This window comes from Robinsoniella sp. RHS, assembly GCF_001029355.1.
Taxonomy (GTDB): Bacteria; Bacillota; Clostridia; order Lachnospirales; family Lachnospiraceae; genus Robinsoniella; species Robinsoniella peoriensis.
This window is the reverse complement of record NZ_JNGB01000020.1, coordinates 143,500-158,411: the sequence shown is the minus strand read 5'-3', so window position 1 is coordinate 158,411 and position 14,912 is coordinate 143,500. Positions and strand designations below refer to the sequence as shown.

Genomic DNA, 14,912 nt, shown 5'->3' with positions numbered 1-14,912 from the left:
ACAAGACTGTAAGATAACTTAGAAATCCTGATATAATAAAAAACCACAAGTACATGCGATGATGTGTATCTGTGGTTTTTATGTCGTAACTGACTCTGCGGTTAAAGTGTTTTTATTCTATAACTTCCTTCAACATTGCCCCGGTATAACTTTCTTTACATCTGGAGAAATTTGCAGGTGTTCCCTGGCAGACAACATTTCCGCCATTCGTTCCCCCTTCCGGGCCAAGGTCAATAATCCAGTCTGCATTTTTGATTACCTGCAGGTTGTGTTCAATTAAAATAACTGTATTTTTATTCTGTACGATTTTATCCAGCATAATAAGTAAGTTCTGAATATCACTGAAATGGAGTCCGGTAGTCGGTTCATCCAGCAGGTAGAGTGTTCTGCCGGAAGAGTTTACAGATAGTTCTGTGGCTAGTTTAATTCTCTGGGCTTCACCGCCGGATAATGTCTGTGAACTCTGTCCTAATTTTAAATATCCCAGTCCGATCTCCGTTAAGGTATTCAGCATCGTATGAAGTTTCTGATTTTCGGAAAAAAATTGAAGAGCCTCTTTGATACTCATATTCATTACTTCGGCTATATTTTTCCCGTTATAAGATACGGTCAGTGCCCCGTCATTAAACTTCCTGCCTTTGCACATAGGGCATTCAACTGCAGCGGAAGGCATAAATTGTGTATCCAGGGATTGAAAGCCATATCCATGGCAGACCGGGCATTGACCATCTTTACTATTAAAACTGAAATGGCTCTGCTTAAAACTTTTTTCTCTGGCTGTATCAGTCTGGGCAAATAGAAGCCTGATTTCATCCATAATGCCAGTATAAGTAGCCGGCGTGGAGCGGCTGGACCGTCCGATTGGTTTTTGTGTGATATGAATAATTTTTGTAAAATGATCGGCGCCCATGACGGAATCATAACCGCAGCAAGATACATTTTTACCGTCCAGATAGTTCTGAATACCCGGGAAAATACCCTGATCCACTAAAGTACTCTTACCGGAGCCACTAACTCCCGTAATACAGGTAATGGCCTGTACCGGAAATGAAATGCTGATATTTTTCAGGTTATTGCCTTTAACACCTGTCAGTTGAACCCAGGAATCTTTATCATGTAAAAGAGTTCTACCGGGAATGCTTACCCGTTGCCTGCCGGAAAGGTAAGCGCCTGTTTGGGACGCGCTATTTTGCATCAGTTCCCCGGGGGTGCCCTGTGCAGTTATATAACCTCCGGCTTCCCCTGCATAAGGACCAATATCAATAATTTTATCTGCGGCAAGCATTACCTGAACACCATGTTCGACTACAATCATGGTATTTCCCATATCCCGCAGTTTCTTTATCAGATCCAAAAGTTTATGGGTATCTTTTGAATGAAGACCTGTTGTGGGCTCATCTAAAATATATAGTATATTAGATATTCCGCTGCTTAGCTGTGTTACTAATAGCAGACGCTGCAATTCTCCCCCGGATAGAGTTGGGGCAGAGCGGTCCAAAGTCAGGTAGGAGAGTCCTGCATCCATGTAATTGCTTAAACGCTTGAACATCGATTTTAGGATGGGAAGTGCTAAATTGATCTTTGTGGGTTCCAGACTGGCAGGCAGTGAAGTGATCCAGTTTTGCAGCTGTTCCATAGACATTTGTACCACATCCGGAAATCTGGTATCTGCTATGGTCACCATTCGGCTTTCCGCAGCCAGGCGTTCCCCATTGCAGGAATCACAGGTTCTTGCTGTCATGTATGTTTCTTCAATCTGTTTTGCCGTATCTCCGGAACTGGATTTAAAAAGTCTGTGAATGATATGGTATGCACCTTCCACTTTTCGCGTAATGGTGCCATTTCGCCCATTACGGTTTTCATACATAAATGAAACCTCTTTCTCACCTGCGCCAAACAATGCTTTTTCTCTAAAATCCTCAGGCAGTTGGCTCCAGGGCAGTTCCAGATCAATATTTTCGTCCATAGCAAGAGCGAGTACTTCTCCTTTCATCCAGTTGGCATTGGGGGATTTCAGGAATTTCCGCAGATTCCCCCAAAATGGGGAAGCACCGTCCAATAAGGATAATTCCGGGTTCGTGATGATTTTATGAATATCTGCTTCCATGATACGGCCAAGACCTTTACACACGGGACACATACTTTCGGGATTATTAAAACTGAAGCTGGATGGTGTCAGCTCAAACAGAACGTGGTCACAGTGATAGCACATTTGCGTTGTCTGAAAATGAATTTTATCTTCCGGCATTCCTGGATAAGTTAGTTTGACGGTTATGGCTCCACTGCCCAGTTTCAATGCTTTTTCTATAGAATCTTTTAATCTGCGGTAATAATGATCTGTATTTTTCCATTCTTTTTCTGTCAGAAATTCAGGTACAATTAATGTAGCCAGTGCAGAATCAGAATGAAATGGCCGTATTTCCTGAACGGTTCCCGGCATGCAGTTAAGCAGCAGGTGAATAATTTCAGATGCGGTAAGGGGCTCAATAGAATTTCCGCATTCCGGACAGTGACGGACACCGATATTTGCAAACAATGACCTCAGGAGATCATATATATCGGTCATGGTACCTACGGTTGACCTGGGATTTCTATTCGCATTGCGCTGGGATATTGCGATGGCAGGTGGCAGACCGGTAATCTGGTCAAACTGAGGCTTGCTCATCAACTTAAACTGAGAACGCTCAGACAGTGACATGCTTTCAAAAAAGCGCTGCTGGCTTTCTGCAAATATCGTATCGAATGCAAGGCTTGATTTACCGCTTCCGCTTACACCGGTCATGACTGTTATTTTGCCATAGGGAATCGTTACGTTAATATTTTTCAGATTATTTTGTCTTGCACCTTTTATGACAATACCATCGGTATGTCCGGCAAAATCCTCATCGTCGGTAGAAAAAATTGAATTATGGGCAGAAGGATGGGATTCTGCCTCCTGTTTCATCGTGTATTTTTTCAGGACTTCAATAGAAGAAGGAAGGATACGCACATCACCGGTCTTTTCAAAACCTCTGTCATCCAGCCATTTCGGCCAATGTGCCAGCCAGTCAGGCAGACGGCAGTCCTTTACTTGATCGGTTTGCGGATGATACAGGCTAAAGCCCAGAAAAGGGGTTTTGTCAAAGCAGTCTAGCTGAGATACGTGAATCCTTCCATGGGCTTCATCAATGGATAAGATCCGTGCAGTTGTTAAGGCAATGGGATTGGGACGAACCGGAGAGCGGGATGCGAATACCCCGGTTCTGGGCGCATTTTCATAAGGCGGCTGGCCTTCCAGGGTTCTGCGGAAGACCGGTTTATCGAATTTGTGGAACCACCAGCAGATTTTTATATGGGAATAGCCCTTTAAAAGCTTGGAATAGTATTGAAAATCTACGGGTATTTCCAGGAAATATTCGCCTTTTTCCTTATGAATGGTTCCTATCTGCAATAAATCATTGCAGGATACAGGGGCAAGAGTGTCCAGGTTTACGGGGAACTGTGGTATGGAAACATTTTTGACACAATCCTCGTTAGGAAAATAAGCCTTGATATCATATAGAGTCAGAATATCCTCCTCTAACTGGAGTTCATTAATAGTAAGTAAGCCTGAATCTTCATCTGCTTCATAAATCTGCACTGTTTTTTGAGAGAGGCAGGTAGGTATAATATTGGCTGGGGAATGAATGGATTTATAAATGATAATTGCGTGGCTGAACAGGGAAATGAATTTCAGCCCCTTGCGATATTCGCTTTCTAAGGAAATCAGCTGATTTCCATTTTCTTTATAAATAGTTCCGATTGGGGTTATAACATAATCTTTGTGATTTTTAATCATTTCGTCTCTCTCCTCCGGTTTTTCAATGTCATCGTATGGAACGTTTCTACTTTATACCCTGACATTATGTGAGAGTCAATAGCAATTGAAAAACACCATGCTGCGTGAGCCATTTCAGTGATTTTGCCCAGCGTAATTCCGGTTTCCAATTGCTGCTATTATAAATAAACCTGCTATAAACAGAGACAGTATGATAATTGATCTTATCCCCTGAAACCACGACTCCCCCTGCACCATAGCATTCACATTGTCGATAAACCAACGAATTGGGCTGATCATACTGATTCTCTGCAGCATCGGGGGCATTCTTTCTAATGCAGTAAATGTTCCGCCGATCAGAGAGAGCATGATAGCAATGCAGGCGGAGAACAGATTAACCTGCATTTCCTCATGAAATAAAGAGGCCATACATGTGCTAAAAGCAGCAGCAAAAAGAGTCACCCAGATACCCATAAACAGGAAATTTCCATAGCTGATCCCTGTATTCAGACGGAACAGTTCAATCACTGACACGGCGATAAAATACTGAAAATAAGTAATCACAGAGTTAAAAAGTACATTGCCGGCTACATAGGAAGTGGCGGTGCATGGTGAAAGTTGGATACGGCGCAGAGTTCCGCTTCTTTTATCTTTTGTGATAAAAGAAGCGTTAATTGCTGCTGATATCATCAGAAAAAGGACAACAAATGCACTGATACGCTGCGCCATGCCCAGGGAAGATCCAAATAGCGGTTTGATATCTATCGGTGTGGGACTTTCAAAATATTTTTCAACAATAACAGAAAGTATATCTGTGGTTTGCTGGTCTTTTATGGAACTGATATGAAAGGTTTCATTGGAAAATTCAATGATCGCTGAATAGCGTCCGGTTATGATATCTGTTTTCATGGTAAGGGGAGAAGCATTTTCTACTTCTATTCCGGATGTTAACTTTAATGTATCAATGATCTGTTCTGATTTTACAGTTGGAACCGGGTTTAATACGCCAATTGTAAAAGAAGGCCTGCTTGCTATATTGGCTGCGATACCAAGAACGACCACTAGTATTGGAAGCACCAGCATGATGGTAAAATGTGTTTTGTTTGCAAGTTTGCGTTTGAAATTGCTTTGTAAGATATTAAGTATAGTCATCAGATAAAGGCCTCCTTTTTGAAAAAACGGATTGTCAACAGCATCATAGCGATGCCAACTGCTGACAGTACAGCTGAAATTACGTATATTATTAGTGTTCTGTTATCATACAGGCAGGAGATGATGCCACGATTAATCCATGTCAGAGGCGAGAGATTTATAAGCGCTGAGAGCACAGGATGGAATGAACTGACCGGGAAAAATACGCCGCCAAGGAATCCGGATATAACAATGGGGATATTTAAAAAATTACGCAGAGTATCCAAATTCTTACATGCCAGCCCTAAAAATAAACCAACTCCTGTAACGGCAACAGTTTCGCAAATCAGAAGAATAATAACTGTGAAAATATTGCCATAAAAATCAAGCCGGAATAAAAGTTTTCCAATAAGTAAGGCAATAATATTGCAGATTGACAGTACCGCTGCACAGGAACAGAATTTTGACAGAACAATCTGTTTTGGAGTGATTGGTGCGGCAATATACCGATAAGAAGTATGAAGCAGTTTTTCATCCTGAGAAGCATAGGAAACCGTACTTATTCCCATTAAAGCACAAAATGGTATGACCGTAACGGTGTAGTAATTGTAAGACGTAAATCCATCGCCATACGATGTTGAAGTCAGGTATCCCAGCAACATAATAATGACCGTTGGGAAAACAATGTTATAAAAAAGAATGAAAAAATCTTTCGTCCGGCGTTTTAAGCCGAAGTAGAATAGTATGTTAAATTGTCTCATTTTTACCCCTCCATATCTCTTAAATCCGTACCGGTCAGATGCAGAAAAATATCTTCCAGAGTTGAAAGTCCCAGATTGGCATATTTATTTTTGTATGTCTGTTTTTCCATATCTTCTAGCACAACACCATTATCAATTAACACAATTCGATTACAAAGAGCTTCAATTTCCTCCATGTAGTGGGAAGTATAGATTACAGTTGTCCCTCTGGCATGAAGTGTTTTAACAGCTTCCAGAATGTTATTGCGGGATTGTGGGTCAATGCCGACAGTAGGTTCATCCATGATCAGGAGTTCCGGGGTATGGGCGATAGCACAGGCAATATTTAACCGGCGCTTCATACCGCCGGAAAATTTTGCCGGAATATCTTTACGCCGATCCCATAATCCCACAAATTCCAGCGAATATTTTACCCGGTCTTTCAATTCGGAGCCTTTGAAACCATAGAGAGAGCAGAAGAGCCGGACATTTTCATATGCAGATAAATCTTCATAGATTGCCAGATCCTGAGGTACTACCCCCAGAGATCTTTTGAAACGGTTACTTTCTCTGGCGATGTCTTTGCCATGAAAAAGGATAGAGCCACTATCAGGTGACACCAGTGTTGTAATCATATTGACAGAGGTGCTTTTACCAGCTCCGTTGGGACCAATGAAGCCCAGAATATCACCAGTATGCACGATAAAATTTTCATTGTTTACCACTTTCTTTTCTCCATAACTTTTGCAGAGATTGTTAACCTCTAATACGGTCTGTTTCATTTGATATCCTCCTATAGTCATTGTGATTTATTCAAACTTTATTATCCAATATTGGATATATGATTTTGTTATAAAGCACGCTGGCATAACGTGCTTTATAACATATTACTTTCGCTTTAACTGCTCAATCAGCTTATCAACATTTTCAATCGCCTTAGACGGGTTGTTTACAATTTCGTCACGCAGTTTTTGGATATCTACGAGTTTGGCTGATGCCGTAACCGTATCTTCATTGTCAACGGCAGAGAAGTCAATTGACTGTATAATACGTCGGGTTTCTTTGCCCAGAGATATATACTGGTCTATATTGTACAAAATTTCTTCATGCCAGAGAATTTGATATTTCAGACTGTCAATTGTCATATCAAATGCGATTCTTTCCGCTCCGGGAGTTTTGTCCTTTACGACTTTTGTCTGCCGCCATTTTTCCCAGTATTCTTTTTGGCTGGTGAGGTCAGAAAGATGCTTCTTCAAGGCAGCAATGATTGCATCTTTCGGTAACTCGTCAAGAATATTATTAATAAAAAATTTATCAGAACCAATGGGGGTGATGGGGGTCAGCAATTCCATCTGTAAATTTTCCCTCAGTTCCTGCTTTCCCTTTTCGGTAATAACATAGATTTTACGGATTCGGGCACCCGTCTTTTCTTCGCGCAAAACCTCTACAGAACCGTCTTTCTCCAGTTTCGTAAGAGCATAGTAGATGGAACCGGATTGTATCTTAGCCCAGTTATCAATCCCGGCGACCTGTAAAAATTTCTGGATTTCGTATCCATGGGTTGGTTTCACATTTAAATAGTATAAAATCAGTGAACGTATCATATTTGATCACCTCCTATCCAATCTTGGATAAATCATATCACCAACATTGGATATTGTCAACCGATTTCTTTAAAGACATCGGCTGACCTTGGATTTGAAATATCAAAAAATCTGGTATATCTATGAACTTTGCAGAATATTTATTTGAGAAGGCATATTGCCAGATAACTGAGAAAAGAGGGTTACCATATGTGTACAGCAATGACAATGCAAACTGCTGAAGGTGAAACTTTTTTTGGCAGAACAATGGATTTTTCTTTTACATTAGATCCGGAGCTTTTCCTAGTGCCCCGAAATTATGTTTGGAGCAACACTAAAAAATCTGAGCTAAAATATATAATCAATATAGTTTTATAGGAATCGGTCAGGATATTTCCGATTTGATATTTGTAGATGGAGTGAATGAGATGGGTTTTGCCGCAGCAGCGCTATATTTTCCGGGGTATGCCCATTTCGAGACAGCTGTATTGCCGGAGGTAAAGAAAATCTCCATTGCAGCTATTGAACTGGTGAACTTTTTGTTGGGAATGTGTGCATCCGTATCACAGGCGGAATCGATCATGCATAGAATCAGAATAATTGGAGTAGAAGATTCCTTAACGAATTCCATAGCGCCATTACACTGGATGATTACAGATAAAAGTGGAAAATCTATGGTTATTGAATGTACAAAGAGCGGAATCCATTTATTCGATAATCCAATCGGTGTGCTATCCAACAGTCCTGATTTTGAATGGCATATGACTAATTTGCGAAATTATATGAATGTATCTCCGCATCAATCAGAAAAAGAACAGTGGGGAGAAGTAGTATTATCACCGTTTGGGCAGGGCAGTGGAGCTATCGGATTACCTGGAGATTATTCACCGCCTTCAAGATTTGTACGAACATCATTCCAAAAGAGCAACACACCTATTCCGTCCAGTGGAAGTGAAGCAGTAATTACGGCTTTTCATATCATGGAGGGGGTTTCCATACCGAAAGGAGTAGTTGCTACACATCGCGGAACCGATGACTTTACTCAGTACACAGCATTTATGAATGTCAATACAGGAGAATATTTTTATAAAACCTATTACAATAGTCAGATTATGACTGCTAGGCTATATCGTGATGAATTTAATTGCAAGGAACCGATATCTTTAGGAAAGTTGATGAAAACGGTTTCCTATAACAGTACTTCCTGATTTGAGTGAGTATTGGGTATAAATTCATAAATAGTTTACATAATATAATTATGTAAACTATTTGAGGCTGACAGTGTGATATTGTGAAATTGATATATAATTTAAATGATACTAGTAAAGAATAATAAAATATAAATATGTAGAACGTAGAATTAATGACATAATGGAATTGAATTTTCATTACAACAGACAGGAATATACAGATTCGCGCTTATAAAATAATGCAAAGTATTTATATATAAACTTAAAAAAACTATGATATAGACTGAATATGAAATAAAACGTAATTATATAACAATTAAAACGTAGTTATATAACAATCAAAACGTAATTATATAACAATTATATAATATTAAACTAACTAGAATTACTTATAGCTGCGTGAAAATAATATATAGTGGCCGTGTAACGATTCAACGTAAGAGCATTAGATTAAACGAGATAGAAGAATGAAAAAGTTTTTGTCATAGGGTACTAAAATCTTGACTAATTATTTAAGTTATGGGTTAAGTAAGATCTATGGTGAACATACCGCAGAGTGATATGTAACCAAGAGGTAGGTAAGCCCTCATTAGTTACGCGGACAAATACGCAATATGTTTTTCCGCAACGGAAAGCAGTGTAGTGGTAAATCCTGTGGTGCGACTTTCATTCTCCACAATGGAGCGCCACGTTTAGGGTTTAGCGGAAAAACTGTTATTTGTCCGGAACGAAGTGTTTAACTATCGATTTTTATTAATTATAATACAATAATTTAAAAAAGTCTAGTGTGACAGTAAGAAAAGAAAATGAGGAGGTATTTTTATGGTAGTAAAGGGAAATTGTGTTTTAGGCGGTATAAAGGTTAGTGAATTTGAGGGAAAGCAGTATTATAAGGCACAGCTTCTGGATAATGGGGACGTGCTTATGGCAAAATTGGATGCGAAATTAAAGGATGAACTTGTTAAGCTTCCATGTTATTCTGTGATTCACTGTGAATTACATGTCTATGATTACAATAACAAGGCAACTGCACAGCTTGTTTCGGCTGTTCCTGCAAAGTAGTAATATATTATAGCAAAGTAGGCGACGGTACGAGCCTGCTAACCGCTTTATGCGGTTGTTTACCAACAAGCTATACCTTGTTTACTTATTTAGATAACAGTCTGCTCATGGTTGTGAAGACAGGCTTGCCAATGCAGGAATTCGTGTTTCGGTGATATGTTTTAAGGAGGGATGCAGTTGGAGGATAACGTTTTTTCAAGCCCAGCTTTAGACTTGAATTTTGATCAATATGATTTTTATAATATGACAAATGAGGACATGCATGACCTGCTTAAAGAGTTGAATTTAGAATTAGGAAGAACTTTATTGGAAACTACCGATAAAGTTCAGGAAACATTTGCAATTTCTGTCGATGATTTAGGACAGGATGTTGCGAACGGTCTTTCTGATGTAAATAAGAATTTAGAAACATTAACAATTCAGCTTTCTGAATCTTTTGATGGAGTTGACAAGCTTAATGAAAATCTTTCTAATATGTATTTTATTGGTCTTGCATTGCTTGTTGGTGTTGGTCTTGTTGCGGGATTACTATCTGGCATTTTTGCAACAAGGTTTATGAGGTGATGCTGATGAATGCAAATATTTTAAGCGATTTACTACAGGTGTTAAGTATTGGAATAATAACGGGAATTGGTATTGCTTTTGGGCTTTCTGTTGTTTCTTACGTTATTGCTTCAATAATTAAATTAATACATAAAACATAATAAAGGAGGTGAATATATGTTGGCTGCTGCTAATATAACAGATACAATTGCTGCATCTGTAAACACGTGGGTTTCTGGTTTAACGACTAGTATGTCCAGTTCTGTTACAACTAATACACCACTTATTCTAGGTGTGGTTGGCGGTATTATTGTCCTTGGCTTTATTGTCAAGTTCGTAAAGCGATTTGCGAAATAGTTTTTAGGAGAAGAGGGGACTTGTTCCTCTCTTCTTTTTATAAAGGAGGAACAATGAGAAAAATAGGAATAAAATTTTGTGTTATGTTTCTTACAGGAATTATTTGTTTTGCATCTGTTTTTGGTGTTTATAAGCGTACAGTGAATGCGACTGTGGTTGTGGCTTACGGTGCGTTGGAAATTTTACAAGGACTTTTATTATCTTTTGGTGTAACTTATATTTTTTCTGCTTGAGGATGGTTATTGGCTTTATTATCTCGGTGCTGAAAAAACAGAATCGGAACGTTCTTTTATCCCAAAAAATCTTGTTTCATCGTTTCGTGTAAAAAGTTAGGGCATAGCCCATAAACTTTAAAATATTTAAATTAAGTATGAAACATGCCTGTGGTGAAGTGGTGTAAAGTTCTAGGACACGTTGCTTAAATCTTAGTAACAAAATTTGAATTCCTTAAACATTGCGTTTTTGAGGTTTCCACTATAAATGGAGCGTTTGCTACATGGGTACTTAATGTAAATATTTAATAAATGTCTGGCTGTGTGACGTATCCTTAATTACAGGTTATCCCCAGTCGGACAGTAAGGATAGTTAAGCGGACAAATACCGATTTTTCCGCGTAACTATCTATCTAATCAACCGAATTTGATTTTAAAGCGCATCATTTAATCTAAAATATTACGAAACATGTAAGCGATGCGGTTACCATAGTTAATACGAGAAATACGGACTCCGCCTGAGGGATAAATTTCGCCGTAATGTCCGGATTCATTTATGATAAATCCGCTTCCAATATAGATTCCTACATGGCCGACCGGCCCCCAGCAGGGATCATTGTCTTTATATAATATGATATCCCCTGGCTGCAGCTGATTTTTGGGTATTTGGACTCCATAATTCAAAAGCGAATCGGTATGGGGATAAATGCCGGTTCTTCCTCCAGGTGCAGATACACTATACACACCGCCTCCCAATTCATAAGCATATTTGACAAATTTCGAACAATCGGTGCCATAGATTAACGATGTTCCGCCCAGGACAAAGGGGGTCCCCAGGTAATTCATCGCAAATTTACATATTTGATTTCGCCGGTTGTCATCCGAAAAACGACTTGTTTTCACACCTTCCAGACTAACCTGGGTGGCAAGCACATAACCAACTTTCTTTTGTCCGTTCGTTCCCGCCATGTGATGCATATAAACCGGAATCCACTGTGTTGTTTTGCTGCTGTTTAACCTGGATGCCGCAACTAAAACAGCAGAATTTCGCTCGAAAGTCCCGAGTACTGTTCCCGAAGCAGCAGGTTTTGCATGAACAACAACATTGGCAGCATTGGCAACTGCAAGTATCGTATTATTTTTGGCTTTTTTCAATAGCCCCGCAACTTTTTTATTTGCCTGAACCGTTAAAATGCAACTGTATTTTCCGATAAATTTATTTTTTGTATTATAAACTTTAACGGTAATGAGTGTTCTTCCAGCCTGTTGAAGTTTCATATATGGCAGTCTGTAGGGAAGACGTGTTTTTCTATAGTTTACGCTTGCCACTTTTTTCTTAGAGCTGGAGGCTATGACACGATAACGCTTCGATACATTACTAAGTCCCAGTGTCCTGGAATTTGCGGAACTATAAAAAATAGGAATTTCATTGCTGGTTCCAAACTTTACCTGGAAAGTACGGTGTGAAAACATGGAAATTTTGTTACGGGCTGCTTCTGTATGTATGCTTTGCGTTAAAAATAAGAATAGAATTGCGAAAAGAAAAATAAATATTAGGTGTGACCTATGTATTTTCATAACAACAACTCTCCCTCCCTATTCTGAAAGCAGTTAATAACTGTTCAGAAAATACCGCTTCGAAACCGATTAAAATACTCAGCCATAGTCTCCGGTGTTTCTGTTGTTCCGTGTAAAAGCCATTCGCACAGAATTTGGCGAAATCCGCCGCATACATAGATATAACAGTAATATTCAAACCTTTTCTCCTCAATGACCTCACAAGGGAAAAAATTACTTGCCAACGGCGTGATTTTATCAAATGCTTTTTCAAAATAATCAAATAAATTCTTCTTATTTAGAAAAATCAGCATCTTCGCATATGGTTTCCAAAACTGAAATACAGTAAGCGCATATTCATAATAATTACAGACCTGTTTTTTCTCCAGTTCACCTATAAATTTCTTGCAGATATCATGCAAATAGCATTCGATAATCTCATCCTTTCCAGAGAAATTTCTATAAAAAGTTTTGCGAACCAACTGCGAACGTTCTGCAATATCTGTTACGGTAATCTCTTCATATGGCTTTTCTTTCAATAATTGCATTAAAGCGTTTGTAATCATTTGACGTGAACGAATCGAAATCGGGTTATTACTTTTCTCCATCTTATACCTGGTTTACATTGCAGCTAAAGCTGCAATCCTTTCTGCATTTTCTTCTGTTTTCCTATATTTTTTTGCTATATTTTTCATGATCATAGTTTAGCGGATAGAATGACACAAATCATATGCCATTGTGTAACCTGGGGCAAAACTATTGACACAAATGTGTAATTTGATTATACTCGACTTCAACAAATGACACAAGTGTAACATTTTAATAAAAACAGAAATATAGAAACAGAAATATAGAAACAGAAATTAGGAGGAAAATTTATGACCACAATTTATTATTTTACAGGCACCGGAAACAGCCAGATGATCGCAGAAGAACTGGCTGCTATATTACCTGATTGTAAAACAGAAAACATAACTCCGGAACTGGCAAAAGGAACTACTATGAGCGGATGTGCAGGTATTGTATTTCCCGTATATTTTTTAGGTCTGCCCCATATTGTTCGTGAATTTCTGACAAATGTGGAAATACAAAAAGGAACCTATTGCTTTGCAGTGGCAAATATGGGAAACATGACTGGGAATGCTCTTCCATTTGCCCGTAAGATATTGAAAGCTCAGGGTGTCTGCCTTCAGGCGGAATACGCAATTAAAATGCCGGAGAACTATACGCCGATGTTTAAACCTCAGACAAATTCTGAACAGGAAAAGCTATTTCATGCAGCAAAGCAAAAAATCGAAGTAATCGCTGCTGATGTACGAAACCGGCGAAAATTAAAACCGAAATTTTACCACCCGCTGTTCAATCTTTACCACAATTTCATGCATAAAGAACTTGCGAAAAAAGATAAAAACTTTACCGTCCAATCTTCATGTAACGGATGCGGAAAATGTAAAAGAATCTGTCCGGTATCCAATATTTCAATAGAAAACGGGATACCGGAATGGCATCACAACTGCGAATATTGTTTTGCCTGCCTGCACTATTGTCCGCAAAAAGCCATCAATTGCGGCAAAAAGACAATTAATAGGGGACGTTATCAAAATCCATATATCAGGCGCTGATTAAATTTGTGAGTCCACTTCAATGGCATACGGTTATGGTGTAATCCGCCTCAAAAGTTTCTCCGGCATTTAACTTTTGAATCCCGGCTTTGTCCTGGATTTTTCCTTTGAATCCGGCATCGTCTGTACGGCCATACCATGGCTCCAGGCATACAAAGGGGGCACCTGGTTTCGTCCAGATTCCTACATAGGGGAAGCCCTCACAATTGATTTCAATATAAGGGGTTTTATCGGGTAATGCAAGTCCAGCTTTTTGCAGCTGTGCATTTTCAAAAATCCATACGCCATCCTTAAACAGATCTTTTTTCAGTGGACAGAATCCACCCTGTGCCGCAAACGTTTCCGGTGTTTCTGTGAGTGCCAGTCCTTTTTCGTTAATGCGCAGGCATGTGTAATTCTCTTTATCAGTATATAAATTTAAATAATAATCCTCTTGCTTCTCTTCTGCTTTAACAGGGGCAAGAAATGCCGGATGGGCTCCGATCCCAAAATACATTGCTTCCTCCTGCTCATTTACTACTTTCCAGCAGACTTTGATTACATTTTCTGATAAAATATGTGTTATATAAAGGGAAAACTTAAATGGATATTTTTTAAAGCTGTCTTCTGTCCAGGTGAGTTTGTGGCAAATGAGGGTGGACTGCTGTTCTTCTAATGTAAATACACTGTCTCTTGCGAATCCATGCTGTCCCATCCGGTAACTTTTATTATTATATTGATACTGTTCATCCTGGAGTGCACCAACAAAAGGAAATAGTACTGGGGCGTGGCGGTTCCAATAAGCGGGGTCTGCATTCCATAAAACCTCTCTGCCGGCATTTTTATCATAAACCCGTGCAAGTTCAGCACCAAAATCATTCACTTCTATTCGTAACGCTTCGTTTTCTAATACTCTTGTTTCGCTCATAACCTGTCTCCTTTTCAATATAGAAATTTATGTACAGTACAAATTACACTATTTGCAAAACCTATTTGTGAATGCACATCATTAATATTATTCTACTACAACCCGGACGGATTTTCTATTAGTTTTAACTGCTTCTGCCATAATATAGAAAAAATGCAAAATTACTGGCGCAAAAACCGGAAACAGCTTTTGCGGGGCAGTCATTTTGCACA

15 protein-coding genes are annotated in these 14,912 nt (G+C 39.1%); 7 read left to right on the top strand and 8 right to left on the bottom strand.

The features are described from left to right. Positions 1-112: 112 nt before the first annotated feature. The 5 genes from uvrA to RHS_RS11410 form a co-directional block, all read right to left on the bottom strand. A complete protein-coding gene (gene uvrA / locus RHS_RS11430) occupies positions 113-3,817 on the bottom strand; it encodes an excinuclease ABC subunit UvrA (RefSeq protein ID WP_395022109.1) in 3,705 nt (1,234 codons plus the stop codon). A gap of 114 nt (positions 3,818-3,931) precedes the next feature. Next, positions 3,932-4,948: an ABC transporter permease gene (locus RHS_RS11425; RefSeq protein ID WP_047833244.1), complete on the bottom strand. Its 1,017-nt coding sequence runs from the start codon at positions 4,946-4,948 to the stop codon at positions 3,932-3,934. Continuing rightward, the gene (locus RHS_RS11420) at positions 4,948-5,688 is read right to left on the bottom strand and encodes an ABC transporter permease (RefSeq protein WP_052430928.1); all 741 of its coding nucleotides are present in this window, start codon (positions 5,686-5,688) and stop codon (positions 4,948-4,950) included. The genes RHS_RS11425 and RHS_RS11420 overlap by 1 nt, the downstream gene beginning before the upstream one ends. 2 nt (positions 5,689-5,690) lie before the next feature. Continuing rightward, positions 5,691-6,449 (bottom strand): ABC transporter ATP-binding protein, encoded by a 759-nt coding sequence (locus RHS_RS11415; RefSeq protein WP_027292934.1) that lies wholly within the window; start codon positions 6,447-6,449, stop codon positions 5,691-5,693. A gap of 105 nt (positions 6,450-6,554) precedes the next feature. Continuing rightward, positions 6,555-7,271: a PadR family transcriptional regulator gene (locus tag RHS_RS11410; RefSeq protein ID WP_027292933.1), complete on the bottom strand. Its 717-nt coding sequence runs from the start codon at positions 7,269-7,271 to the stop codon at positions 6,555-6,557. A gap of 189 nt (positions 7,272-7,460) precedes the next feature. Between RHS_RS11410 and RHS_RS30850 the strand changes: the two genes are divergently transcribed. The 6 genes from RHS_RS30850 (at position 7,461) to RHS_RS11385 (ending at position 10,635) form a co-directional block, all read left to right on the top strand. Beyond that, the gene (locus RHS_RS30850) at positions 7,461-7,628 is read left to right on the top strand and encodes a linear amide C-N hydrolase (protein WP_395022106.1); all 168 of its coding nucleotides are present in this window, start codon (positions 7,461-7,463) and stop codon (positions 7,626-7,628) included. Positions 7,629-7,651: 23 nt separating this feature from the next. Next, entirely contained in the window at positions 7,652-8,458 is an 807-nt protein-coding gene (locus RHS_RS11405; protein ID WP_395022104.1) for a choloylglycine hydrolase family protein, read from the top strand. 804 nt (positions 8,459-9,262) lie between these two features. Beyond that, positions 9,263-9,502 (top strand): hypothetical protein, encoded by a 240-nt coding sequence (locus RHS_RS11400; RefSeq protein ID WP_047833243.1) that lies wholly within the window; start codon positions 9,263-9,265, stop codon positions 9,500-9,502. Between the two features lie 177 nt (positions 9,503-9,679). Then, positions 9,680-10,066 (top strand): hypothetical protein, encoded by a 387-nt coding sequence (locus RHS_RS11395; protein ID WP_047833242.1) that lies wholly within the window; start codon positions 9,680-9,682, stop codon positions 10,064-10,066. A 5-nt stretch (positions 10,067-10,071) separates the two neighbouring features. After that, the gene (locus RHS_RS30845; protein ID WP_395022100.1) at positions 10,072-10,206 is read left to right on the top strand and encodes a hypothetical protein; all 135 of its coding nucleotides are present in this window, start codon (positions 10,072-10,074) and stop codon (positions 10,204-10,206) included. Positions 10,207-10,455: 249 nt separating this feature from the next. Then, the gene (locus tag RHS_RS11385; RefSeq protein ID WP_047833240.1) at positions 10,456-10,635 is read left to right on the top strand and encodes a hypothetical protein; all 180 of its coding nucleotides are present in this window, start codon (positions 10,456-10,458) and stop codon (positions 10,633-10,635) included. Positions 10,636-11,061: 426 nt separating this feature from the next. Here the strand turns inward: RHS_RS11385 and RHS_RS11380 are convergent, their stop codons facing one another. Continuing rightward, positions 11,062-12,192: a C40 family peptidase gene (locus RHS_RS11380; RefSeq protein WP_047833239.1), complete on the bottom strand. Its 1,131-nt coding sequence runs from the start codon at positions 12,190-12,192 to the stop codon at positions 11,062-11,064. A 44-nt stretch (positions 12,193-12,236) separates the two neighbouring features. Then, positions 12,237-12,779 (bottom strand): TetR/AcrR family transcriptional regulator, encoded by a 543-nt coding sequence (locus RHS_RS11375; RefSeq protein WP_027292930.1) that lies wholly within the window; start codon positions 12,777-12,779, stop codon positions 12,237-12,239. Between the two features lie 270 nt (positions 12,780-13,049). Between RHS_RS11375 and RHS_RS11370 the strand changes: the two genes are divergently transcribed. Continuing rightward, the gene (locus tag RHS_RS11370) at positions 13,050-13,793 is read left to right on the top strand and encodes an EFR1 family ferrodoxin (protein ID WP_027292929.1); all 744 of its coding nucleotides are present in this window, start codon (positions 13,050-13,052) and stop codon (positions 13,791-13,793) included. Positions 13,794-13,812: 19 nt separating this feature from the next. On the opposite strand, the gene RHS_RS11365 is transcribed toward RHS_RS11370, so the two are convergent. Continuing rightward, a complete protein-coding gene (locus RHS_RS11365) occupies positions 13,813-14,700 on the bottom strand; it encodes an aldose 1-epimerase family protein (protein ID WP_047833238.1) in 888 nt (295 codons plus the stop codon). Between the last annotated feature and the right edge of the window lie 212 nt (positions 14,701-14,912).

Bases quoted from the DNA above. Each gene is read 5' to 3' on its own strand.
- uvrA (WP_395022109.1), bottom strand. From the start codon at position 3,817: ATGATTAAAAATCACAAAGATTATGTTATAACCCCAATCGGAACTATT.
- RHS_RS11425 (WP_047833244.1), bottom strand. From the start codon at position 4,948: ATGACTATACTTAATATCTTACAAAGCAATTTCAAACGCAAACTTGCA.
- RHS_RS11420 (WP_052430928.1), bottom strand. From the start codon at position 5,688: ATGAGACAATTTAACATACTATTCTACTTCGGCTTAAAACGCCGGACG.
- RHS_RS11415 (WP_027292934.1), bottom strand. From the start codon at position 6,449: ATGAAACAGACCGTATTAGAGGTTAACAATCTCTGCAAAAGTTATGGA.
- RHS_RS11410 (WP_027292933.1), bottom strand. From the start codon at position 7,271: ATGATACGTTCACTGATTTTATACTATTTAAATGTGAAACCAACCCAT.
- RHS_RS30850 (WP_395022106.1), top strand. From the start codon at position 7,461: ATGTGTACAGCAATGACAATGCAAACTGCTGAAGGTGAAACTTTTTTT.
- RHS_RS11400 (WP_047833243.1), top strand. From the start codon at position 9,263: ATGGTAGTAAAGGGAAATTGTGTTTTAGGCGGTATAAAGGTTAGTGAA.
- RHS_RS30845 (WP_395022100.1), top strand. From the start codon at position 10,072: ATGAATGCAAATATTTTAAGCGATTTACTACAGGTGTTAAGTATTGGA.
- RHS_RS11385 (WP_047833240.1), top strand. From the start codon at position 10,456: ATGAGAAAAATAGGAATAAAATTTTGTGTTATGTTTCTTACAGGAATT.
- RHS_RS11380 (WP_047833239.1), bottom strand. From the start codon at position 12,192: ATGAAAATACATAGGTCACACCTAATATTTATTTTTCTTTTCGCAATT.
- RHS_RS11375 (WP_027292930.1), bottom strand. From the start codon at position 12,779: ATGGAGAAAAGTAATAACCCGATTTCGATTCGTTCACGTCAAATGATT.
- RHS_RS11370 (WP_027292929.1), top strand. From the start codon at position 13,050: ATGACCACAATTTATTATTTTACAGGCACCGGAAACAGCCAGATGATC.
- RHS_RS11365 (WP_047833238.1), bottom strand. From the start codon at position 14,700: ATGAGCGAAACAAGAGTATTAGAAAACGAAGCGTTACGAATAGAAGTG.